This window comes from Lysobacter sp. (assembly GCA_013141175.1).
Lineage (GTDB): Bacteria > Pseudomonadota > Gammaproteobacteria > Xanthomonadales > Xanthomonadaceae > Lysobacter_I.
The window spans coordinates 194,961-216,890 of sequence record JABFRN010000001.1 but is presented as its reverse complement, the minus strand read 5'-3'; the positions used below and the strand labels follow the sequence as shown (position 1 = coordinate 216,890).

The following is a 21,930-nucleotide window of genomic DNA, read 5'->3' as shown; positions in this document are numbered from 1 at the left end:
ACCGTCTGCGGCGGAACACCCCCATGCGTGTCATGCGTTCGCGCGCACGCCCGAGTTTCCGGAGTCATCCATGTCGTTCCGATTCAATCCCCTGTTCGCGGCGATCCTTGCCGCACTGCCGCTGTGCGCGCTCGCCGCCGAGCCCGCCGATGCGCCCATCTCTCCCGACGGCAGCGATGCCGCCACCGTCCTGCCGAAAGTATTCGTCGAAGGCGATCGCGCTTCGATCGCACCGGCGCGGCAGATGGACGGCGATGCCACCCGTGCCCGCCAGGCCGCCACCAGCGACGCCGCGCGTCTGCTCGACGGCCTGCCCGGCGTGTCGATCAACGCCGCCGGCGGGGTGTCGGGCCTGCCCGCCATCCACGGTCTGGGCGACGACCGTCTGCGCATCCAGGTCGATGGCGCGGACATCACCGCCTCGTGCCCGAATCACATGAATCCGGCGCTGTCGTACGTGGCGCCGGGCGATATCGGCCGGATCACCGTTTATCCGGGCATCACCCCGGTCTCGGTGGGCGGCGATTCCATCGGCGGCAGCATCGTCGTCGACCGCAAGCCGCCGGTGTTCGCCGCCGCAGGCAGCGGCCACGTGTTGTCCGGCGAAATCGGCGCGTTCTATCGCAGCAACGGCGATGCGCACGGCGCGAACGTGGCCGCGACCTTCGCCACCGAACGTTTCAGCCTGCGCTACGCAGGTTCCGTCGCGAAGGCCGACAACTACGTTGCCGGCGACGATTTCAAGACCTACGATTTCAGCGGACGTGCCGGCCATACGCTCGGTCGCGATGAAGTGGGTTCAAGCGCCTACACCACGCGCAACCAGACGCTCGATCTGGCCTATGCCTGGGGCGACCATCTGCTGGAGGCGACGGTCGGCTGGCAGGGCATGCCCGAGCAGGGCTTCCCGAACCAGCGCATGGATCTGCTCGACAACCGGCAGCGCCGTTTCAAACTGCGCTATCGCGGCGATTTCGACTGGGGCCGGCTGGACGCGCGCGTGTATCGCGAAACCCTTGAGCACCACATGGATTTCGGCGCCGACAAGCGTTACTGGTACGGCATGGCCACGAACGTCGGCAATCCGCCCGGCAGCGCAGCGGTGTCGTGCGCGCCGATCGGCATGAACTGCGCTGCGGGCATGCCGATGGACACCGAAAGCGACACCACGGCGCTGACGGTCGATGCCGAATTCAAGCTGGCCGGCGACGATCTGCTCCGCGTCGGTGCGGAACATCGCCTCTACCGGCTCGATGATTGGTGGCCGCCGTCGGGCGGAATGATGTGGCCCGGCACGTTCTGGAACATCCGCGACGGCGAGCGCGAACGCAGCGCGGCCCATGCCGAATGGGAACACCATTTCGATGCGCGCTGGGTGGCCGAGCTCGGTGTGCGCTACGAACGCGTGCGCATGGATGCCGGCGATGCGCAGGGCTACAACCCCTCCAGCAACATGATGGGCTCGTACCAGATGCGCGATGCGGGTCTGTTCAATGCGGCGAACCGTTCGCGCAGCGACGGCAATCTGGATGCCAGCGCGATCTTCCGCTTCGCCAAGGACGAACACACCGATATCGCGTTCGGGATCGCGCGCAAGACGCGTTCTCCCGGGCTGTACGAAGTCTATCCATGGTCGACATGGTCGATGGCGGCGGTGATGAACAACTTCGTCGGCGACGGCAATGGTTACATCGGCAATCTCGACCTCAAGCCGGAGCGTGCGGTGACCACGTCGGTGACCTTCGACTGGCATGCGGCCGACAGGGCCTGGGAGCTGCAGGCGACGCCGTACTACACGCGCGTTACCGACTACATCGATGCCGTGCAGTGGGACGCGGCCACCAATGCGCCGCGCGCGGTGCCGGTGAAGGGCGCGTTCTCCGTGTTGAAGTACGCCAATGCCAACGCAAGGCTCTACGGACTGGATGTGTCCGGCAAGCTGCGGTTGGGTGATGTCCGCTTCGGCGTATTCGGACTGGAAGGCAAGCTCGCCTACGCCAAGGGCGAGAACAGCATCAGCCACGACAACCTCTACAACCTGATGCCGTTGAATGCGCGCATCGCGCTGACCCATAAGCTGGGCGGTTGGGACAACGCGCTGGAAATGGTGGGCGTGACCAGCAAGAACAGCGTCTCGCGGGTGCGCAACGAGCTGGAGACGGCCGGTTATGGCCTGGTCAACCTGCGCGTGGCGCGCGAATGGGATCGCGTGCGTCTCGATGTGGGCGTCGAAAACCTGTTCGACAGGTTCCATGCCTTGCCGACCGGCGGCGCCTATCTCGGGCAGGGCACCACGATGTCGATGAATCCGACGCTGCCGAACTATCCGCAGTGGGCCGTGGCCGTGCCCGGACCGGGCCGTTCGATTTACGCCGCAGTGAACGTGAAGTTCTGATCGTAGCGCATCGTCCCTGCACCAGCGGCTACGGCTGGTGCGGGGGCGATGCGTCCACTTCGGTGATGCACAGCGAGGTGCCGCGATGATGATCGCTGCCCCAGGTGCGGAAGCCGGCGGTGTCCAGATGGATCGCCGTCGGCGTATAGAAGCCGAGGCCGAGATTCAGTGCGGGGCCCTGCGTGCGCCAGAAGTCGCAGAGGCGCGCGACGTTGTCGGTATTCGGCGGCAGGTCGAAGTCGATCGCCCGGTTCTCGCGATGTTTGCTGCCGGAACTGCCGCCGGCGCAGGTATTCATGGCTTCATCGCGGTACACCGAACGCGCCAGCGTGGTGTCGAGAATGCCCGCATCGCGCAGCTGCGCCACCACCCGCAGCGTCGGCGGCATGTTCGGCCACAGCTCGGGTGGCGGGGTCGCGAATTCGCGGTTCCCGCACAGGCGCCAGCGGCGCGCGGTGCGCAGCAGCGCGTGCATCGGCACGGTGTCGGCACTGTCGTTGCTTTGCAGGAAGGTGCGGTATTCCCGGATTTCGGACGCGTGGCTTGCCTGCCATCGCTTGTAACGCGCTTCCGGCGAAGGCCGGATGATCGAGCAGGACGTCAGCGCGAATGCCAGCGTCAACGCCAGTGCGAACGCGGGCTTGGTAGCGGATGCAGTGCTGGCGATGTTGCGCATGTGCAGGATGAGGGTTGCGTGATTCGAGTGCGCGAGTCAACCGGCCAGCACGAAACCCGCGACCACACGCCGGCTTTCGCTCGCGAGTACGTTGAAGGTGCGCGCGGCGGCGGCATTGGTCATGGTTTCCAGGCCGATGCCTCGCGACAGGCAGGCCGCCATCGTCGCTGCCGGCGGAAACGCCTGGGTGGCGCCGCAACCGAGCAGGATCAGCTCCGGCTGCAGCGCGAACAGTGCGTCCAGATCGGCGGGCACCATCGTTTTGACATCGTGCACCGGCCAGTCCTCGACCAGCGTATTCGGCGCCAGCACGAAACTCGCGGTCAAGCGACGCTCATTGAGCAGTGCGCTGGTGCCGTCGGCGCCGCGCAGGAAGTAGGTGTAATCGGGGCGTTCGAGATGCAGTTGCATGGACGCCGCCGCGTATCAACCGCGTGGCAGGACGATCTGTCGATGGTCGGTGCTGGGACGGTAGAGCACCGCGACGTTGCCGATGCGCTGCACCAGCGCCGCTTCGCAGCGGCCGGCCAGATCCGAGATCATCGCATCGCGCGCCTCGCGATCCGCAGCGGCGACCTTCACCTTGATCAGTTCGTGATGCTCCAGCGCGGCGCCCACTTCGGCGATCACGGCGTCGGTGAGACCTTTGGCGCCGATCTGCAGCATCGCTTTCAGGCCATGGGCCTGGCCGCGGAGGAACCGGTTCTGGGCGTTGGTAAGTGCGATCGGCATGCGGGAAAGGGACTTGGAAGGCGGGCGGGGGTAAGACGAGCACGAGCTGGCGCGCAGGGTATCATGGCCAGCAACCCGCCCGATTCTTCGGGCTTTGCCTCCTTTTCGCCTCCGCTTCCGTCTCTTCCCCCATGGCCACACGCAGCAAGAGCAGCCAACGCTGGCTCAAAGAGCATTTCGCCGACCCCTACGTCAAGAAGGCGCAGGCGGAGGGCTTGCGTTCGCGTGCGGCCTACAAGCTCGAGGAACTGGTCGAACGCGATCGTCTGCTCAAGCCGGGCATGGTGGTGGTGGACCTCGGCGCCGCCCCGGGCGGCTGGTCGCAGTGGGTCCGCCAGGCCATGGGCGACAACGGCCGGGTGGTGGCCCTGGATATCCTCGAGATGCCATCGCTGGCCGGGGTGGAATTCATCCACGGCGACTTCCGCGAGGATGCGGTGCTGGCCGGGCTCGAGGCCATGCTGAACGGGCAGGCCGTGGACCTTGTGCTCTCCGACATGGCCCCCAATATGAGCGGTGTGGATGCGGTGGACCTGCCCCGGGCCATGCATCTGGCGGAACTGGCGATGGACTTCGCCGACCGTCACCTGCGGCCCGGCGGCGCCTTCCTGATCAAGCTGTTCCAGGGAGTGGGTTTCGACGATTACGTCCGGGCCTTGCGCAAGCGCTATACCCGTGTCGTCATCCGCAAGCCGGCGGCATCGCGCAAGCGGTCGCCGGAGGTTTACGCTCTGGCACAGGGCAAGCATCGCACCGCGGTCGATTGACGCGGTGGCAAGCTCCGGAATTCCGAATATCCGGTCCCGCATGGGGCCGATCGCGCAAGAAGGATGAACAACTTGGCCAAGAATCTGCTGCTGTGGGTGATCGTCGCCATCGTGCTGATGGCGGTGTTCCAGAGCTTCACCCCGCCGGGGCTGGGCACGGCCAACAAGCCGTTGACCTACGACCAGTTCGTGGAACAGGTCCAGGCCGGCAAGGTGAAGAAAGTCGTCATCGAAGAAGACGGCAAGACCATTCGCGGCGTGAACAAGGACGACAGCGAATTCCAGACGTTCAGTCCGGGCGATCCCGAACTGGTCGGCGACCTGATCAACCACAAGGTCGAGATCGTGCAGACGCCGCCGTCGTCGGGACGCAACCTGTTCCTCGGCCTGCTGTTCAATCTGCTGCCGATCGCGCTGATCGTCGGCTTCTTCTTCTATTTCCTGCGGCAGATGCAGCAGGGCGGCAGCAAGGGCGCGATGTCCTTCGGCCGCTCGCGCGCCAAGCTGCTCAACGAGGACCAGACCAAGGCGACATTCGCCGATGTCGCCGGCTGCGATGAAGCGAAGGAGGAAGTGGCCGAACTGGTCGAATTCCTGCGCGATCCCGGCAAATTCCAGAAGCTCGGCGGCAAGATTCCGCGCGGCGTGCTGATGGTCGGTCCGCCGGGCACCGGCAAGACCCTGCTCGCCAAGGCCATCGCCGGCGAGGCACGGGTGCCGTTCTTCAGTATTTCCGGTTCGGACTTCGTCGAGATGTTCGTCGGCGTCGGCGCCAGCCGCGTGCGCGACATGTTCGATCAGGCCAAGAAGCACGCGCCCTGCATCATCTTCATCGACGAAATCGACGCGGTCGGCCGTCATCGCGGCGCCGGTCTGGGCGGCGGTCACGACGAACGCGAGCAGACCCTCAACCAGTTGCTGGTCGAGATGGACGGTTTCGAGGGCGGCGAAGGCGTGATCGTGGTGGCCGCCACCAACCGTCCCGATGTGCTCGATCCGGCGCTGCTGCGCCCGGGACGTTTCGACCGCCAGGTCGTGGTCGGCCTGCCGGACGTGCGCGGCCGTGAGCAGATCCTGCGCGTGCACATGCGCAAAGTGCCGCTGGCCGACGATGTCGTGCCGATGGTGATCGCGCGCGGTACGCCCGGTTTTTCGGGCGCCGATCTCGCCAATCTCGTCAACGAGGCCGCGCTGTTCGCGGCGCGCGAGAACGGCAAGGAAGTGCGCATGGAGCATTTCGACAAGGCCCGCGACAAGATCATGATGGGCACCGAGAACCGCTCGATGGCCATGAGCGAGGAAGAGAAGCGCAACACCGCGTACCACGAAGCCGGCCACGCCATCGTCGGCCGCCTGGTGCCGGATCACGACCCGGTCTACAAGGTGACGATCATCCCGCGTGGGCGCGCCCTGGGCGTGACCATGTATCTGCCCGAAGGCGACCGCTACAGCATCACCCGCGAAGGTCTGCACAGCCGGCTGTGCTCGCTGTACGGCGGACGCGTCGCCGAAGAACTGATCTTCGGCGCAGACAAGGTCACCACCGGCGCATCGAACGATATCGAGCGCGCGACCAAGATGGCCCGCAACATGGTCACCAAGTGGGGCCTGTCCGAAGAGCTCGGTCCGATCGCCTACGGTGAAGAAGAGGACGAGGTGTTCCTCGGCCGTTCGGTCACCCAGCACAAGAACGTGTCCGACGACACCGCGCGCAAGATCGACGAGGTCGTGCGCAGCATCCTCGACAACGCACACGCCCGCACCAAAAAACTGCTGACCGACAATCTCGACAAGCTGCATACGATGGCGAAGCTGCTGCTGCAGTACGAAACCATCGACGCACCGCAGATCGACGCGATCATGGAAAACCGCGAGCCGCCGCCGCCGATGGGTTGGGATCGCAATCCTCCGCCCAAGGACGACGCGCATCCGCCGGCACCGATGATCGGCGGGCCTGCCGCGCAGACCTGAAGGCGGTTTGCATCGCGCCACCTGAAAGGCCAGAGTTTCTCTGGCCTTTTTTACTGACGGGAACCCCGATGTTCGATCTCTCGCCCCAACTCGACTGCGCCGGCCGGATCCTCGTGCTCGATCGCCCGCGCGTGATGGGCATCGTCAATGTCACCCCGGATTCGTTTTCCGATGGCGGCGAACATGCGACCGTCGAAGCCGCGGTTGCGCACGCGCTGCTTCTGGCGGAGGAGGGCGCCGACATCCTCGACATCGGCGGCGAATCCACCCGGCCCGGTGCGGACGACGTGCCGGTGGAAGAGGAACTGCGGCGGGTGATTCCGGTGATCGAGCGCCTGTCGAAAACGACGTCGTTGCCGATCAGCATCGACACCTCCAAGCCCGAAGTGATGCGTGCGGCGGTCGCGGCCGGCGCCGGCATGATCAACGATGTGTATGCGCTGCGTCGCGATGGCGCACTGGATGCGGCGGCCGAACTCGGCGTGCCGGTGGTGCTGATGCACATGCTGGGCGAACCCCGTTCGATGCAGGACTCGCCCGACTACGACGATGTCGTCGCCGACGTGCATCGTTTCCTCGCCGAACGCCTCTTCGCTGCGGAAATGTCCGGCATTCCGAAGAAAAAAATCGTGGTCGATCCCGGTTTCGGTTTCGGCAAGACCACCGCGCACAATCTGGCGCTGCTCGCGCAGATGGAACGCTTCACCGATCTGGGCGTGCCGGTGCTCGCCGGGCTTTCGCGCAAGCGCACGATCGGCGAACTCACCGGCCGCGACAACCCGCACGATCGCGTGCATGGTTCCGTCGCCGCGCACGTCATCGCCGCGCAGCGCGGCGCGAAACTCCTGCGCGTGCACGATGTCGCCGCGACCGTCGATGCACTGAAAGTCTGGAATGCGATTGCCGGGATGCCGAAGCCGAAGAAGTCTTCGGCTTCGTCTTCGGGTATCCGCTGGCCGGACGAGGATTAGCCGGCGGTACAAACGCGGCCGGGTGCTTATCTCCGCGTGCCGTCCCGGTACGTGCCTTCCAAGTGCTTGCCTTCCAAGTGCGCACCGTCCCGGAGACGTGCGGACACGGCCGCAGCGTTTGACGCGGTTGGCGGCGCAGCCATCGATGCCTGCGTTGTCCGCGGCCGGACCCGCGCGCGCGAGCCGTTGCGTTCTGTCGGCGCGAGATTCTGTTTCCAGTAACGCAGCAGTTCGCGCAGCGCTTCGGGCTTGTTGACCGGTGCCGGCTGCCCGGCCTGATTCTTCGTGTTCTCGCCATGGCAGCCGGCGCAGGTGCGGATTTCGCCCGGCTGCATCGTCACCCAGATGCGTTCGCGCACGATCGCCGCGCCGCTCGCATCCGTGGTCTGCCAGGTCAAGGCGCGGTTCGCCGGAACGAACGCGGCGGTCGACCCGTCGGCGGCGATCTTCACGCTGCTCGGCGGGCCCGATGGATTGCCGGGGTTCTTCGAACCGGCGATCGGCTGCGCCAGCGGGCGTCGCCCCGAGCGGAAATTGTTGTAGCCGCGGATCTGCGCGGCCTCGAAGATCTGGTAGTGCGCAATGTCGTAGACACGCCCGCCATCGCCGGTGGTCTTGAGGCCCGAAGGAATACGCAGGTTGAACGGTTGCTGGCGGTCGGCGCGGTCGCGGCTGGTCTGGTTGCGGGTGACGATGAGCGCGAGCTGGTTGGCTTTCATCCAGTCGCGGAGCATGCGCTCGTCGACCTGTTCCTCATTGAGCACTGCCTTCTCGATCGCGTCGATCGGCGACACGCCCGCGGTGGGCCTTGCTCTGGCAACGACCTCCACCGCTTCCCATTCCCAAAGCGGGCCGCTGTAGGTGAGTTTCACATCGGGGCTCCACCACGACACGGTCTTGTTGATGCCGGTGGTCAGCGGTGTGCCGGCGGTGAACAGGCCGTTGGCGTCGGTCGCCAGCTGGTGCAGACGGAATTGCATGCCGTCCTGCACGATGGCGCTCGCGGTGTAGGACGCCACCATCTGTCCCGACGTCAACGGCAGCGGGTTGCGGTAACGTCCACCGACCAGGCTCCCGTTCGCTTCGGGCGCGGAGGCATCGACGATCGTCATCTGTTCCGGATTCAGGCCGGGCGCGCCGGTGAAACGCACGATCTGACTCGATGTCAGCGAGCCGAATTCGCGCGCATAGATGCCGTAGTAGATCCCGGGCGCCTGCGGACTTTCGTGGATATGGAAAATGCCGGCGTCGTCGCCGATCCGCTTGCGGTTGGCGATGATCGCTTCGTTGGTGAACTCCTGCAGCGCGGGGTCGGTATCGAAGGATTTGCTCAGATAGCCGAACGACATCTCGTGCCGGCCGATGTGGTTCAGCGACAGTTCGCCGCTGCCGTCCTGCTTCATCTCCCACGGCGTGAACAGATTGTAGGTGAAGCCCCTGACGTTGCCGTACGGGCTGCCCATGCCGAGGCGGGATTCCGGAAACACCTCGGTCTGCGTGAGCTTCGCGGCGTTCGCCGCTTCGCTCGCGGAATTGAACGCGCCGTAGGTGCCGGCATCCGCCTGCTGGTCGCGCTGCAGATGATCCCAGCGCGTGAAGATGATCCGGCCGTAGCTGTCGATGAACGGCGAGAACGCGCCGCTCGGCGTGTGGTTGAGGATCGACACCTGCCCGGTCTCCGGGTTCAGGCTGAAGATGCCGGTGATCGTGGCGGTGCTTTCGTATTCGTCCAGCTGCGGATACAGATGCGCTTCGCCGCCGCGCGGCCGGTCGGAGGTGAACAGGATCCGATCGTCGCTGGCGTAGAACGGCGAGACGTTGTTGTAGCTCGCGGGCTGCCCGGACACCTTGGTGATGGCCACCGTCTGCCCTTTGCCCAGGCCGGTCACTTCATACAGTTGCCACTGCTTGTCGATCTGCGTGTACTGGGTGGGCGGCGCGCCGATGACCATGCTGAAAATGGCTTTGGTACCGCTCCAGTGCACCGCCGGTTCGCGTACGGCGATCGCGTTGGCGCCTTGTTGGCCCTCCATGCCGTAGCCGGCTTCCTTGGTGAGATTGCGCAGGGTGCCGTCCGGATACCGGATCATCAGATCGCCACCGCGCGGCGCCGAGTTGATTCCGCCGAGGTGGTTGGCGAATGTCGAGCCCCGGGTGGCGAAGACCTCTCCGGGCGTCGGTACTTGGGTCACGAACAGGATCGGGTTCTGGATCGCCGCGGCCGTCGCCGCTCGCGAGACCGGATGCACGGCCGGCAATGGCGAAGTCGCGGCATCTGCGGCCTTGCCTGTTCCGCCGGTCGTGCCCGCGCTCATGTCGGCGCCGCAGCCGCCGAGCAGTATCGAAAGACTTGCAGTCGCGCACAGAAGCATGCTGCGCCGTGCGACGTTTCTGGTGGCAACGATCATCTTTTGGACGCCCCGGGGGATGGGCAGTGCGCGAATGCACCCGCTCGTTGCTGAGGCTAGCAGCCTCATCGATCGTGGGCTGCAGCTTGAGACACAGTGCGAATGTGATGCAGTGCCCAGAACAGGACGCGGGCGTTCGTCTTGAGGACATCGCGGTTCACGGCCTTGTAGGAGCGACTTCAGTCGCGAAGCCGGCCAACCTTCAGGCGACATGTCCCATAGAACCAGAGAATGCACTGTTCGATCGAATGGCGAAATTTGGATCTTGATGCATGTGCGGTGATATGGGCTTCGCGACTGAAGTCGCTCCTACATCTCTCCTACATCTCTCCTGCATCGCTCCTGTGTGCTGCGTTTTCAGGCTATCGCCTGGCGTGGAAAGCCCGCACCCGGGGATCCACGATCCGGAACCACAGCGGCGGACACAGCGCGAGCAGGAACATCGCGGCGTAGCCGCCGGGCAGCTGCGGGCTGTCGGCATGATGCAGCAGCGTCTGATAGCGGCGGCGCGGCGTTTCGTGGTGATCCGAATGCCGCTGCAGATGGAACAGCAGCAGGTTGCTGATCAGATAGTCCGAGTTCCACGAATGCAGATGCGTCGTGCGCTCGTAGCGGCCGTCGGCGAGGCGCTGCCGTTCCAGGCCGTAGTGTTCGATGTAATTGATGATTTCCAGCGCGCACGCGGCGAAGAAACCCTGCGCGAGAAAGTACGCCAGCCCAAGCGGGCCGAGCCAGACGCCGAAGGCGACGATCGACGCCAGCCACAGCAGACTCCAGCGAACCAGCTCGTTGTCGATGCTCCACCAGCGCTGGTTCTGTCTGGCGAGGCGTTGCGCTTCGAGTGTCCATGCGTTGACGGTGTTGCGGACGAGCGCACGCGGCAGGAAATGCCACAGCGATTGCCTGAAGCGCGCGCTCGACGCGTCCTCGGGCGTGGACACGTGGACATGATGACCGCGCACATGCTCGATCTTGAACCCGTGGTAGCCGACGCTGGTCAGCAGCAGGCCGCCGACAGCGCGCTCGAGTGCGGTGTCCTTGTGAATGAGTTCGTGGGCGACGTTGATCGCCAGCACGCCGCCGACGATGCCCTGCGACAGCAGCCAGCCTGCGATACCAGCGGGTCCGAAATCGGCGTGCACGAAATGCCAGCCCGACCAGATCAGCACGCCCAGTTGCGCCGGCAGCGCGGCCAGCGTCATCAGTTGGAACCAGCGGTCGGTTTCGAGCGTTTTCGCTGCTTCCACCGTGGGATTCCGCGGATCGTGGCCGAGGCCGTAATCGGCCACCGGCAGCAGCACGAACAGGAAGAACAGCGGAAACCACGCCATCAGGTCCGGATGCCCGCTGCGCGCGCCGAGCCACGCGGCGGCCGGCATCAGTGCGGGCACCACGAACACGAACAGGAAGCCGAAGCGTTTCCATGGAGGCATCGTTCAAGCGTGTACGCAAACCCCGATCGGTGGCAAGTCCGCCGTGCGCTGCAGTGCGACATTCGTCGCTGGCGTCCGCCGGGGTATCCTGCGCGACATCCGTCTCGATCCGGGAACCGCGCATGACCGCTGGCCAGCCGCTGCTCATCACCTTTGGCGTCTATCTGATCGCGATGATCCTCATCGGCCTTTGGGCGTGGCGTTCCACCCGCAGTTTCGACGACTACATCCTCGGCGGGCGTTCGCTGGGCAGCGTGGTGACCGCGCTGTCGGCGGGTGCCTCGGACATGAGCGGCTGGCTGTTGATGGGCCTGCCGGGCGCGCTGTATCTCGGCGGCGTGTCGGAGGCGTGGATCGCGCTGGGATTGATCGTCGGTGCATGGTGCAACTGGAAATTCGTCGCCGGCCCGCTGCGCGTCTACACCGAGCGCACCCGCAACGCACTGACCTTGCCCGACTATTTCACCCACCGCTTCGAGGATCGCAGCAAAGTGCTGCGCGTGTTCTCGGCGATCGTGATCCTGGTGTTCTTCGCGGTGTACTGCGCCAGCGGCATCGTCGCCGGTGCGCGTTTGTTCGAGAGCGTGTTCGGCGTGCCCTACGCGGAAGCGCTGTGGTGGGGCGCGGCGGCGACGATCCTGTACACGCTGATCGGCGGCTTTCTCGCGGTGAGCTGGACCGATACCGTGCAGGCATCGCTGATGATCTTCGCGCTGGTGCTGACACCGATCATGGTGGTGCTGGGCAGCGGCGGCGTCGATGCCAGCCTTGCACTGATCGAACAGACCGATCCGGCCAAGCTCGACTGGTTCAAGGGCGGCGCGCTGGGGTTCGTCGGCATCGTCTCGCTGCTCGCGTGGGGCCTGGGTTACTTCGGGCAGCCGCATATCCTCGCCCGGTTCATGGCCGCCGATTCGCTCTCCACCATTCCCAAGGCACGCCGCATCGGCATGGCCTGGATGGTGCTGTGCCTGTTCGGTGCGATGGCGGTGGGGCTCTTCGGCAATGCCTATTTCGCCCAGCATCCGGACCAGGTGGGCCCGGTCGCCGAAAATTCCGAGCGCGTCTTCATCCAGCTCGCGACCGTGCTGTTCAACCCGTGGGTCGCGGGCGTGCTGCTGTCGGCGATTCTGGCCGCGATCATGAGCACGCTGTCGTGCCAGCTGCTGGTGTGTTCCAGCGCGCTCACCGAGGATTTCTTCAAGGGTTTCGTGCGCCCGAACGCGACTCAGCGCGAACTGGTGTGGTTCGGCCGCACGATGGTGCTGATGGTGGCGCTGCTGGCGATCTGGATCGCGCGCGATCCGGACAGCCGCGTCCTCGGACTGGTGTCGTATGCCTGGGCCGGTTTCGGCGCCGCGTTCGGCCCGGTGGTGTTGTGTTCGCTGTTCTGGGGACGCATGACCCGCAATGGTGCACTTGCCGGGATGCTGGCTGGCGCTGCGACCGTGATCCTGTGGAAGGAGATCGCGGTGAAGCAGCACGGCAGCGAACTCTACGAAATGGTGCCGGGCGTGATCGCCGCGTGCATCGCGATCTTCGTGATCAGCCGTCTCGGCAAGGCACCTTCGGATGAAGTGCAGTTCCGGCACAAGGGCGTGATGGAGACGCTGAAGGTGCATGGCTATTGATCTGCTTGTGGGAGGGGCTTCAGCCCCGACTGTCGGGGCTGAAGCCCCTCCCACAGTAGACGCAAGCATTCGATGACCGCCGACACCCGCCCCCTCGCCATCGCATTGATGGGTCCGACCGCATCGGGCAAGACCGCGCTTGCGCTCGACTGGGCGCAGCGCTTCGGCGGCGAGATCGTCAGCGTCGATTCGGCATTGGTCTATCGCGGGCTCGATATCGGCGCGGCGAAACCTTCCGAAGCGGAACGCGCATCGGTGCCGCATCATTTGATCGATGTGCGCGCGCCGTGGCAGCCGTATTCGGCGGCCGATTTCGCCAACGATGCGCGCGCTGCGGTCGACGACATCGTCGCGCGCGGGCGTCTGCCGATCCTGACCGGCGGCACAGGCCTGTATTTCCGCGCACTGCTGCAGGGCTTGTCGCCGATGCCCGAGGCCGATCCGGCGATGCGCGCGCAGCTGGCGACCGAAGCCGATGCGCGCGGCTGGGCAGCGATGCACGCCGAGCTTGCGCTCGTCGACGCTGCTGCCGCCGCGCGTATCCATGTCAACGATCCGCAGCGGATCCAGCGTGCGCTGGAGGTGTATCGCCTCAGCGGCCGATCGATCAGCGACTGGCAGCGTGAGACGGCCGCCGCCGCGCAGCGATTCCCGTGCCGTGTGCTGAAAGTCGCGGTGGCGCCACGCGATCGCGCCGTGCTGCACGCGCGGATCGAGCGGCGATTCGACGCGATGCTCGATGCCGGCTTTCTCGATGAAGTCCGCAGCCTGCGCGCGTTGCCGGAACTGCGGACGCATCCGGCGCCGTTGGACTTGCCCGCATTGCGCGCAGTCGGATACCGGCAAGCCTGGGAACATCTCGACGGTACGTTGTCTGCCAGCGGATTCCGCGACCGCGCGATTTTCGCCACCCGCCAGCTCGCCAAGCGCCAGCTGACCTGGTTGCGCAGCGATCCGGGCCTGCAGTGGTTCGACCCTGAAGCCGACCGCGCGCGGCTGCAGGCGGCGCTGCGCGGATTCCTCGGGGGCTGATCGGGCGGCAGTGCCTGGACCTTCCGCCGGCTTCCGGTCCGCGCGCAGTTGTGTAAACATCGAAGGGTCCGGCAGGGGAGTGCCGTGTCGCATTGCGACCGGAACCGCTGGCACGCAGTCGTCGCCATCGTGCGGCATCCAATAACAAGAACCCGAATGGGGAACACCATGTCCAAGGGGCAGTCTTTGCAGGATCCTTTTTTGAATGCGCTCCGCCGCGAGCGCGTGCCGGTGTCGATCTACCTCGTCAACGGCATCAAGTTGCAGGGCACGATCGAATCCTTCGACCAGTTCGTCGTCCTGCTGCGCAACACCGTCAGCCAGATGGTCTACAAGCATGCGATCTCCACCGTGGTGCCGGCACGCAATGTGCGCGTGGGGCCGGGTGGCGGTTATGTGCATTCGTCCGAGAACGACGACGACAGCGGGCCGGTCGGCGGCGGTATCGCGGACTGATCGCGGCGGCGCCCCCCGCCCGGGGGCGTCCGGTTGCCCTGGCCTGGTCGTCCAGGCTCGATATGTCCGGGTTCGATCGTTCGGGCTCGATATGTCCGGGTTCGATCGTTCGGGCTCGACATTTCCGCGCTCGATCGTTCCGGTCTTTTGCCGCGCCGACGCCCGTCCTCGCCCTGCGCGGGTCATACTGCACACCCGCTTCCCCCACGGATATCCCCGGTTTGTTCGAACGATCCCGCAAGGGCGAAATCGCGTTGTTGATCCAGACCCATGCCGGCGGCCCGCCGGAGCCGGACGTGCTGGAAGAATTCGCCGATCTCGCCCGCTCCGCAGGCGCCACGGTCGCGGCGATGCTGCATGCCCGCATCGACCGCCCCAACGCCGCCATCCTGATCGGCAGCGGCAAGCTGGAAGAGGTCAAGGCTGCGGCCGACGCCACCGGCGCCGATCTGGTCCTGGTCAACCACACCCTGAGCCCGGTGCAGGAGCGCAATCTCGAAAAAGCGCTGGGTCGCCGCGTGGTCGATCGCACCGGCCTGATCCTCGACATCTTCGCCCAGCGCGCGCGCAGTCACGAAGGCAAACTGCAGGTCGAGCTTGCGCAACTGCGGCACATGGCCACGCGCCTGGTGCGCGGCTGGAGCCATCTCGAACGCCAGCGCGGCGGCGCCATCGGCCTGCGCGGGCCGGGCGAAACCCAGCTCGAAACCGATCGCCGCCTGCTGCAGAAGCGGGTCGAACAATTGCAGAAGCGCCTCGACAAGGTCGAAGTGCAGCACACCCAGATGCGTCGCGCCCGGGTCCGCAGCGAACTTCCGCGCGTCGCGCTGGTGGGCTACACCAACGCCGGAAAATCGACGCTGTTCAACGCGCTGACCGGCGCCGACGCGTATGCCGACGACCGTCTGTTCGCCACCCTCGATCCGACCGTGCGCCGGATCGCGCTGCCCGGCGGCGCGGCGATGCTGGCCGATACCGTGGGTTTCGTCCGCGACCTGCCGCACGATCTCGTCGCGGCGTTCCGTTCCACGCTGTCCGAAGCACGTGAAGCCGATCTGCTGCTGCATGTGATCGATGCCGCCGACCCGCTGCGCGACGAACGCATCGCCCAGGTCGAAGCGGTGCTGGAGGAAGTGGGCGCGGGCGGGATTCCGCAGTTGCTGGTCTACAACAAGATCGACCGGATCGAAGGCGCCGTGCCGCGACACGACATCGCCCTGCAGGCGGCGGGCGAGGGCGACAGCAGCGCCATCGCCGCCGACGGTCACGGGCTGGAAGAGGTCGCCCGCGAACGGGTCTGGCTGTCGGCGCGCGACGGAAGCGGTTTCGACCTGCTGCGCGCCGCGCTGGTCGCGCGGCTGGGTCTGCGGCGGGTCGCGGGCACCGTGCACCTGCCGGCACGGTCTGGTCGACTCCGTGCGCGCCTGTACGAGTTGGAAGCGGTGCGCACCGAAACCCACGAAGACGATGGTGGCGGTTGGGTCATCGAGATCGATCTGGCCCTGAGCGACGCGGAGAAACTGGCCGCCGGGCCCGGTGGCGATGCGCTCGAGCCGCTGCTGCCGCCCGAAGACGACGGGCTTCCCGGGTAACATCCTCATGAAACGTCCACTTGTAATATCCACCCCACGCCCGCATTCCTGCGGAGCGCATTCGCTTTGGAGCAGGCATGGCCTGGAATACTCCCGGTAACAAGAACGACGATTCCTCTTCCGGTGGGGGCAATCAACGCTCGCCATGGAAACCCCGCCAGAACGGTCGTGGCGGCGGTGGATTCGACGACATCCTCGCCCGCCTGCGCGGGATCTTCGACGGTGGCGGCGGCAACCATCCGCTGCGCTGGGGTCTGGCGGCGATCGGTCTGTGGCTGGTCTTCAGCTCCTTCGTGCTGGTCACCGAGCAGGAGCGCGGCGTGGTGCTGCGCTTCGGCAAGTTCGTGCGGACCATGGATCCCGGCCCCAGCTTCAAGCTGCCGTGGCCGATCGAAAGCGTCTACAAGGTCAACGCGACCGAGATCAAGAACTACAGCGACAGCGTGCCGGTGCTGACCAGCGACGAGAACATCGTCCAGGTCGAGATCAACGTGCAGTACCGCATCAGCGACCCGCGGCTCGCGCTGTTCGGTACCCGCGACGCCGAGGAAATGCTCAAACAGGCCGCATTGAGTTCCGTGCGCGAGCAAGTGGGCCGTTCCACGCTGGACACCGTGCTCGGCGCGCGCGACGCGCTGGCCGTGGCCGCGCGCGTGCGCCTGCAGAAATCGCTGCAGAACTACAACACCGGCCTGGCCGTCACCGAACTGAACCTGCCCAACGCGCGCCCGCCCGAAGAAGTGAAACCCGCGTTCGACGACGTCAACAGCGCCCAGCAGGACAAGGATCGCCTGATCAGCGAAGCCCGCGCCTACGCCGCGAAGGTCGTGCCGGAGGCCCGAGGCGAGGCCGCGCGCACACGCACCGTCTCCGAAGGCTACAAGACCGCGTCCATCGCCCGCGCCACCGGCGACGCCACCCGCTTCACGCTGCTGTTGCAGCAATACCGCACTGCGCCTGAGGTCACCCGCAAACGCCTGTGGCTGGAAACCGTGCAGAAAGTATTGGCCGATAACCGCAAGATCGTCGGCGGCGACAGCCGTCAGCTGCTGTATCTGCCCGTCGCCCCGGGCCGCGGGGCCGCGCCGGTCACCAGCGAAGCGCCGCCGCCAGAGCTGATCGCGCCCACCGTGACTGCCACCCCCGAAGAACCCACGACCGCCCGCAAAGCCCGCAGTGCGGGCCGCAATGGAGGCAGCCGATGAGAATTTCCCTCTGGATCCCGCTCGCCGCGATCGCCCTGTTCGCGTTGATGGGCTCGATGTTCGTCGTGCGCGAAGGTCACACCGCCATCGTGCTGAATCTCGGCAAGGTCGTACGCAGCGACCTTGGCCCCGGCCTGCATTTCAAGGTGCCGCTGGTCGAGAGCGCCCGCATCTTCGACGGTCGCTTCCAGGTGCTGCCCGCCGAACCCGAGCGCTACCTCACCTCCGAGCGCAAGGACGTGAGCGTCGACTTCTTCGCCGTCGGCCAGATCCGCGACAGCCGCGCGTTCTACCGCGCCACCGCCGGTGATGAAGCCGCCGCCATCGACCGCCTCGCACCGATCATCAAGGACTCGCTGCGCAACGAGATCAACGCGCGCACGCTTTCGCAGGTGGTGTCCGGCGAACGCAGCAAGATCGCCGGCGCGCAGCTTGCTGCCATCAACAAGGCCGCCGCCACGCTGGGTGTGCGCATCGTCGATCTGCGCATCAAGCAGATCGACCTGCCCACCGACAGCCAGGTGATCCGCGACGTGTATCGCCGGATGAGCGCACAGCGTCAGCAGGTCGCCAGCAAGCTCCGCGCCGAAGGCGAGGAACAGGCCAACCAGATCCGCGCCCAGGCCGATCGCGACAGCAACGTCATCCTGGCCGAAGCCGAACGCGACGCGCAGAAAATGCGCGGCGAGGGCGATGGCGAAGCCGCGCGCATCTACGGCAACGCCGCCAACGCCGACCCCAGCTTCTATGCGTTCCAGCGCAGCCTCGAAGCCTATCGCGGCTCGTTCTCCGACGGCGATGCGGTGATCGTGCTCGACAAGGACGACCCGTTCCTGCAGTACATGCGCAGCGATCGTTGATCGCTGCGCGTTGCCCATGAACGATCTCTGGGCCGCGCTCGCGCTCGTCGCGGTGCTCGAAGGATTGCTGCTGTTCGCTTTTCCCAACGTCTGGAAGCGGACCGCCGAGCAACTGCTGGCCATGCCCGCGAGACAGCTGCGGCTGATCGGCGGGCTTGTCCTGGCGGGTGGTCTGATCGCGCTGACCCTCGTTCGCAGCTAGCCCGGCCAACCCGCCGGTGCCGACAGGGCGTGCCGCCCGACCGGCAGGACGGTTCATCCCGATCCGTTTTTTGCGACAGCGACTCCGGAAACGCTGCCGCCGGCATGCGATTTCTGCCCTGTTTCTTCCTTGATTCCGAAGGCATGAAGCGCACAATCGATCCGTGACACGCCAAGGCAGGCATCTCGATCCGGGTCCTTTCCGTGTCCCATCGTCGTCGGCGATGAAGGTACATGTCGCCGATGTTCCTTTCGTATGGTCAAGGAGTGATCCGACATGAAAGATTCGACGAACCCGCGCCATCGCGCACGTACGCTGCGCCGTACATCACTGGCCCTCGCGCTCGCGCTGCTTGCACCGAGCCTCCCGTCCCTTGCGGCCAATTGCCTCGCCTACAATCCGGCCAACAAGGCCAACAAGCTTTACCTGCTGTATCCGACCGCGTCGATGGCGTATCCCTCGTTCGGCTTCTCGGCCGCATCGGCGACCAATCCCGCCGCGCCGTTCAGCGCCGCCGATCTGCCCAGCTACACGGGTACCACCACCGCACTGCGCGACGCGGTGACGCATGTCGTCGAACTCGACTACTGCGAATTCAACGTGCAAGTGATTCCGACGTCCTCACTACCGCCGACGACGTTTCCCCGTCGCAGTACCGTCGCAGTCACGACCGCTTCCGATGTGGCGGACGGTTATCTGTTCGGGCTGGCGCAGGCAGTCGATACGGGCGATGCCACCGCCGTCGACTATTCGTATGTCTGGGGCGGGACCTACCAGGCGTGGACCGGTGGACCGGGCGGCGCGTTGAACGGCGCCAACTCGACGCTCGACCGCTGGGCCAACTCCATCGGCGGCACCGCCGCGCACGAAGCCGGCCACAATTACGGTCTGGCCCACAACACCACGCTCGCGCCCGGCGAAGACATCTATCAGCATCACATCATGCCGGCGGGCGGCAGTTTGACCGCCGAGAATCGCGCCGGCTATCGGCGCCATTTCAGCGATGGCGAATTCTCGACCCTCGCCTCCAACCTGGGCCTCTCGCTGCAGACGATGTGGAATTGGGACATGGTCAATCCCAACGCGGCAGCGGCGCACAGTCTCGACATGACCGTGCTGTATCCATCGGCCACGCCGCCGGTGATCGCCTGGTCGTTCAACGGCTGCAGCAGCCCATGGATCAATCCGACCGTCATCGGGCCCACGGGGCCTTCGCAGGTGTTCCAGGGAGGCACCTACTATCCGTACACATTGCGCTGGAGTACGCCCAATCCCGGCAGCTGCGTCGGCACGCCCGGCCAGGCACCCGGTGGCGTGCTGTTTCATATCGGCGCGACGTTCACGACGGTGAACTTCAGCCTGAGCACGCTCAATCCGATCGTGATCAAGGATGTCATCCTGAAAAACGCCGCCAACGTCGCGATGGCGCTCAACCCGAGATTGCATGCCTTCGATGCCGGCACGCTCGATACCGCGGGCGGGCGCCTGAATCTCGGCGTGTTCAATCTGGCCGCTGTGCCGTTGCAGTTGAACAACCTGCAGGCCCGCGAATTGCCGCGTGTGGTCGCGCTCGATCAGATGGTCCGCGGCGGACGCATCGCCGATTTCACCGGCATGCCATTCGACCCCTGGCCCAACACGACGCGCACGCTGGTCGACAAGGCCACCCTCGAACCCGGCAAAGCGCTCAGCCTGCAGATCGCCCGCCTGGACCAGCCCCGCCATGTCTACGAGGTGATCACCGCCGACGATTGCCTGAAAGCGCTGAGCGACCGCATCAGCGGCGGACCCGATACCACCGATTGCTTCCCGGGGACGAATATCGACCTGTTTCCGTCCACCACCATGTATTTCACCGGAGACACCGTCGATCCCAACGCCACCTATTGGAACCCCGAGCTGAGGAAGTATGTGCGTGGTCCCCTGGCCAGCCGTACGTACTACCAGATGTCCGGCCGACGCCTGGACGTCAATCAGAACGGCATCGACGACTTCATCGACCGCCAGCCCAAAGCCGTGAAACCTTGATCGGGATGCGGCGGGGCGGGCCGTCCATCGGTTCGCCCCATTCGCAGCGATCGACTGGCGCGGGTAAAAATCCGGATCAAGGGTGGTCCCCAGCCCGAAAACCCGGATAATGCACAAAAGCCGGATGGGGCATCTGCCCCTCCGGCTTTTTCCGTGTCGGTGAAGGCGGTTTCTGTGGGAGCGGTGGACGCCGCGATCCCGGGCCCGATTCCGACGACGCATCGGGTCGTGACTTCCGTCGCGCCCACATCGAAATATCCGGAGTACGTCATGGGTCAGTCAGTCGTGGTGTTGGGCGCGCAATGGGGCGACGAAGGCAAGGGCAAGATCGTCGACCTGCTCACCGAGAACATCGGCGCCGTCGTGCGTTTCCAGGGCGGCCACAACGCCGGCCACACGCTGGTCATCAACGGCAAGAAGACCGTGCTGCACCTGATTCCCTCCGGCATCCTGCGCCCCGACGCGCTGTGCCTGATCGGCAACGGCGTGGTGCTGCACCCCGGCGCGCTGCAGAAGGAGATCGCCGAACTCGAAGCCACCGGCGTCGATGTCCGCGCCCGGCTGAAGATTTCCCCGGCGACGCCGATCATCATGCCGTATCACATCGCGCTGGATCAGGCCCGCGAAAAAGCCGCCGGCGGCAAGGCCATCGGCACCACCGGCCGCGGTATCGGCCCGGCCTACGAAGACAAGGTCGCGCGTCGCGGCATCCGCGTCGCCGACCTCAGCTACCCGAAGGAGCTCGCGGAAAAACTGCGCAGCACCCTCGATTACCACAATTTCGTGCTGACGAAATATCTCGGCGTCGACGCCGTCGATTTCCAGCAGACCCTCGACGATGCATTGGCCTTCGGTGAATACGTCGAGCCGATGAAGTTCGATGTCGCCGGCATCCTCCACGACCTGCGCAAACAGGGCAAACGCGTACTGTTCGAAGGCGCGCAGGGTTCGCTGCTCGACATCGACCACGGCACCTATCCGTACGTCACCTCCAGCAACACCACCGTCGGCGGCGCGCTCGCCGGCACCGGCGTGGGCGCGGATGCGATCGACTACGTGCTGGGCATCGCCAAGGCCTATGCCACCCGCGTCGGCGGCGGCCCGTTCCCGACCGAACTCGACGACGCCATCGGCCAGGGCATCCGCGATCGCGGCCAGGAATACGGCGCCACCACCGGCCGCCCGCGCCGCTGCGGCTGGATGGACATCGTCGCGCTCAAGCGCGCCGTCGCCATCAACGGCATCACCGGCCTGTGCATCACCAAGCTCGACATCCTCGACGGCATGGACAAGCTGAAGATGTGCGTCGCCTACGAATATCGCGGCAAGCGCACCGAATATGCGCCATTGGACGCGGACGGCTGGGACGAGTGCACGCCCGTGTATCTCGAATTTCCCGGCTGGAGCGAGTCCACCGCCGGCATCACCGAGTGGGACAAGCTTCCCGCCGCGGCACGCGCGTATCTGCGCTCGCTGGAAGAACTCGCCGGCTGCCCGCTGGCGATCGTCTCCACGGGCCCGGATCGCGACGCGAACATCATCCTGCGGGATCCGTTCGCGTAAGGCGCTTT

At 65.7% G+C, this 21,930-nt stretch carries 18 protein-coding genes; 13 read left to right on the top strand and 5 right to left on the bottom strand.

Annotation, left to right across the window (positions count from 1 at the left end):
• Positions 1-70 precede the first annotated feature (70 nt).
• Positions 71-2,395 carry a TonB-dependent receptor gene (locus HOP03_01030; GenBank protein NOT86747.1) on the top strand — a complete coding sequence of 775 codons (2,325 nt, stop codon included), beginning with the start codon at positions 71-73 and terminating at the stop codon, positions 2,393-2,395.
• Positions 2,396-2,423: 28 nt separating this feature from the next.
• On the opposite strand, the gene HOP03_01025 is transcribed toward HOP03_01030, so the two are convergent.
• The 3 genes from HOP03_01025 to yhbY are packed head-to-tail and all read right to left on the bottom strand — an operon-like array spanning position 2,424 to position 3,803.
• Positions 2,424-3,071, bottom strand: a complete 648-nt coding sequence (locus HOP03_01025) for a peptidase M15 (GenBank protein ID NOT86746.1) — start codon at positions 3,069-3,071, stop codon at positions 2,424-2,426.
• A 36-nt stretch (positions 3,072-3,107) separates the two neighbouring features.
• Positions 3,108-3,482 carry an Xcc1710-like domain-containing protein gene (locus tag HOP03_01020; protein ID NOT86745.1) on the bottom strand — a complete coding sequence of 125 codons (375 nt, stop codon included), beginning with the start codon at positions 3,480-3,482 and terminating at the stop codon, positions 3,108-3,110.
• Positions 3,483-3,497: 15 nt separating this feature from the next.
• On the bottom strand, positions 3,498-3,803 hold the full coding sequence (gene yhbY / locus HOP03_01015) for a ribosome assembly RNA-binding protein YhbY (GenBank protein NOT86744.1): 306 nt from the start codon (positions 3,801-3,803) through the stop codon (positions 3,498-3,500).
• A gap of 131 nt (positions 3,804-3,934) precedes the next feature.
• Between yhbY and rlmE the strand changes: the two genes are divergently transcribed.
• The 3 genes from rlmE to folP all read left to right on the top strand — a co-directional run bounded on the left by rlmE (position 3,935) and on the right by folP (position 7,512).
• Entirely contained in the window at positions 3,935-4,570 is a 636-nt protein-coding gene (gene rlmE / locus HOP03_01010; GenBank protein NOT86743.1) for a 23S rRNA (uridine(2552)-2'-O)-methyltransferase RlmE, read from the top strand.
• Positions 4,571-4,633: 63 nt separating this feature from the next.
• Complete coding sequence (gene hflB / locus HOP03_01005; protein ID NOT86742.1) at positions 4,634-6,541, top strand: ATP-dependent zinc metalloprotease FtsH; 1,908 nt, start codon at positions 4,634-4,636, stop codon at positions 6,539-6,541.
• A 68-nt stretch (positions 6,542-6,609) separates the two neighbouring features.
• Positions 6,610-7,512, top strand: coding sequence for a dihydropteroate synthase (gene folP, locus HOP03_01000; GenBank protein ID NOT86741.1), 903 nt, complete (start codon positions 6,610-6,612; stop codon positions 7,510-7,512).
• A gap of 26 nt (positions 7,513-7,538) precedes the next feature.
• Here the strand turns inward: folP and HOP03_00995 are convergent, their stop codons facing one another.
• The gene (locus HOP03_00995) at positions 7,539-9,827 is read right to left on the bottom strand and encodes a hypothetical protein (protein NOT86740.1); all 2,289 of its coding nucleotides are present in this window, start codon (positions 9,825-9,827) and stop codon (positions 7,539-7,541) included.
• A gap of 455 nt (positions 9,828-10,282) precedes the next feature.
• Positions 10,283-11,353 carry an alkane 1-monooxygenase gene (locus HOP03_00990; GenBank protein NOT86739.1) on the bottom strand — a complete coding sequence of 357 codons (1,071 nt, stop codon included), beginning with the start codon at positions 11,351-11,353 and terminating at the stop codon, positions 10,283-10,285.
• Positions 11,354-11,475: 122 nt separating this feature from the next.
• Here HOP03_00990 and putP point away from each other — a divergent pair, with 122 nt between their 5' ends.
• The 9 genes from putP to HOP03_00945 all read left to right on the top strand — a co-directional run bounded on the left by putP (position 11,476) and on the right by HOP03_00945 (position 21,922).
• On the top strand, positions 11,476-12,984 hold the full coding sequence (putP, locus tag HOP03_00985) for a sodium/proline symporter PutP (protein ID NOT86738.1): 1,509 nt from the start codon (positions 11,476-11,478) through the stop codon (positions 12,982-12,984).
• A 72-nt stretch (positions 12,985-13,056) separates the two neighbouring features.
• The gene (gene miaA / locus HOP03_00980) at positions 13,057-14,016 is read left to right on the top strand and encodes a tRNA (adenosine(37)-N6)-dimethylallyltransferase MiaA (GenBank protein ID NOT86737.1); all 960 of its coding nucleotides are present in this window, start codon (positions 13,057-13,059) and stop codon (positions 14,014-14,016) included.
• 168 nt (positions 14,017-14,184) lie between these two features.
• Positions 14,185-14,472 carry an RNA chaperone Hfq gene (gene hfq, locus HOP03_00975; protein NOT86736.1) on the top strand — a complete coding sequence of 96 codons (288 nt, stop codon included), beginning with the start codon at positions 14,185-14,187 and terminating at the stop codon, positions 14,470-14,472.
• 221 nt (positions 14,473-14,693) lie between these two features.
• On the top strand, positions 14,694-16,064 hold the full coding sequence (gene hflX / locus HOP03_00970; GenBank protein NOT86735.1) for a GTPase HflX: 1,371 nt from the start codon (positions 14,694-14,696) through the stop codon (positions 16,062-16,064).
• A gap of 77 nt (positions 16,065-16,141) precedes the next feature.
• On the top strand, positions 16,142-17,269 hold the full coding sequence (gene hflK, locus HOP03_00965; GenBank protein ID NOT86734.1) for an FtsH protease activity modulator HflK: 1,128 nt from the start codon (positions 16,142-16,144) through the stop codon (positions 17,267-17,269).
• Positions 17,266-18,129, top strand: coding sequence for a protease modulator HflC (hflC, locus tag HOP03_00960; protein NOT86733.1), 864 nt, complete (start codon positions 17,266-17,268; stop codon positions 18,127-18,129). Before hflK ends, hflC begins: the two co-directional genes overlap by 4 nt.
• Before the next feature lie 16 nt (positions 18,130-18,145).
• The gene (locus tag HOP03_00955) at positions 18,146-18,331 is read left to right on the top strand and encodes a DUF2065 domain-containing protein (GenBank protein ID NOT86732.1); all 186 of its coding nucleotides are present in this window, start codon (positions 18,146-18,148) and stop codon (positions 18,329-18,331) included.
• Positions 18,332-18,607: 276 nt separating this feature from the next.
• Positions 18,608-20,359 (top strand): hypothetical protein, encoded by a 1,752-nt coding sequence (locus tag HOP03_00950; protein NOT86731.1) that lies wholly within the window; start codon positions 18,608-18,610, stop codon positions 20,357-20,359.
• Between the two features lie 270 nt (positions 20,360-20,629).
• The gene (locus HOP03_00945; protein NOT86730.1) at positions 20,630-21,922 is read left to right on the top strand and encodes an adenylosuccinate synthase; all 1,293 of its coding nucleotides are present in this window, start codon (positions 20,630-20,632) and stop codon (positions 21,920-21,922) included.
• The last annotated feature ends 8 nt before the right edge of the window (positions 21,923-21,930 follow it).

What these genes read in the sequence shown, in the direction of transcription:
- HOP03_01030 (NOT86747.1), top strand. Translation starts at nt 71, where the DNA reads ATGTCGTTCCGATTCAATCCCCTGTTCGCGGCGATCCTTGCCGCACTG.
- HOP03_01025 (NOT86746.1), bottom strand. Translation starts at nt 3,071, where the DNA reads ATGCGCAACATCGCCAGCACTGCATCCGCTACCAAGCCCGCGTTCGCA.
- HOP03_01020 (NOT86745.1), bottom strand. Translation starts at nt 3,482, where the DNA reads ATGCAACTGCATCTCGAACGCCCCGATTACACCTACTTCCTGCGCGGC.
- yhbY (NOT86744.1), bottom strand. Translation starts at nt 3,803, where the DNA reads ATGCCGATCGCACTTACCAACGCCCAGAACCGGTTCCTCCGCGGCCAG.
- rlmE (NOT86743.1), top strand. Translation starts at nt 3,935, where the DNA reads ATGGCCACACGCAGCAAGAGCAGCCAACGCTGGCTCAAAGAGCATTTC.
- hflB (NOT86742.1), top strand. Translation starts at nt 4,634, where the DNA reads ATGAACAACTTGGCCAAGAATCTGCTGCTGTGGGTGATCGTCGCCATC.
- folP (NOT86741.1), top strand. Translation starts at nt 6,610, where the DNA reads ATGTTCGATCTCTCGCCCCAACTCGACTGCGCCGGCCGGATCCTCGTG.
- HOP03_00995 (NOT86740.1), bottom strand. Translation starts at nt 9,827, where the DNA reads ATGAGCGCGGGCACGACCGGCGGAACAGGCAAGGCCGCAGATGCCGCG.
- HOP03_00990 (NOT86739.1), bottom strand. Translation starts at nt 11,353, where the DNA reads ATGCCTCCATGGAAACGCTTCGGCTTCCTGTTCGTGTTCGTGGTGCCC.
- putP (NOT86738.1), top strand. Translation starts at nt 11,476, where the DNA reads ATGACCGCTGGCCAGCCGCTGCTCATCACCTTTGGCGTCTATCTGATC.
- miaA (NOT86737.1), top strand. Translation starts at nt 13,057, where the DNA reads ATGACCGCCGACACCCGCCCCCTCGCCATCGCATTGATGGGTCCGACC.
- hfq (NOT86736.1), top strand. Translation starts at nt 14,185, where the DNA reads ATGTCCAAGGGGCAGTCTTTGCAGGATCCTTTTTTGAATGCGCTCCGC.
- hflK (NOT86734.1), top strand. Translation starts at nt 16,142, where the DNA reads ATGGCCTGGAATACTCCCGGTAACAAGAACGACGATTCCTCTTCCGGT.
- hflC (NOT86733.1), top strand. Translation starts at nt 17,266, where the DNA reads ATGAGAATTTCCCTCTGGATCCCGCTCGCCGCGATCGCCCTGTTCGCG.
- HOP03_00955 (NOT86732.1), top strand. Translation starts at nt 18,146, where the DNA reads ATGAACGATCTCTGGGCCGCGCTCGCGCTCGTCGCGGTGCTCGAAGGA.
- HOP03_00950 (NOT86731.1), top strand. Translation starts at nt 18,608, where the DNA reads ATGAAAGATTCGACGAACCCGCGCCATCGCGCACGTACGCTGCGCCGT.
- HOP03_00945 (NOT86730.1), top strand. Translation starts at nt 20,630, where the DNA reads ATGGGTCAGTCAGTCGTGGTGTTGGGCGCGCAATGGGGCGACGAAGGC.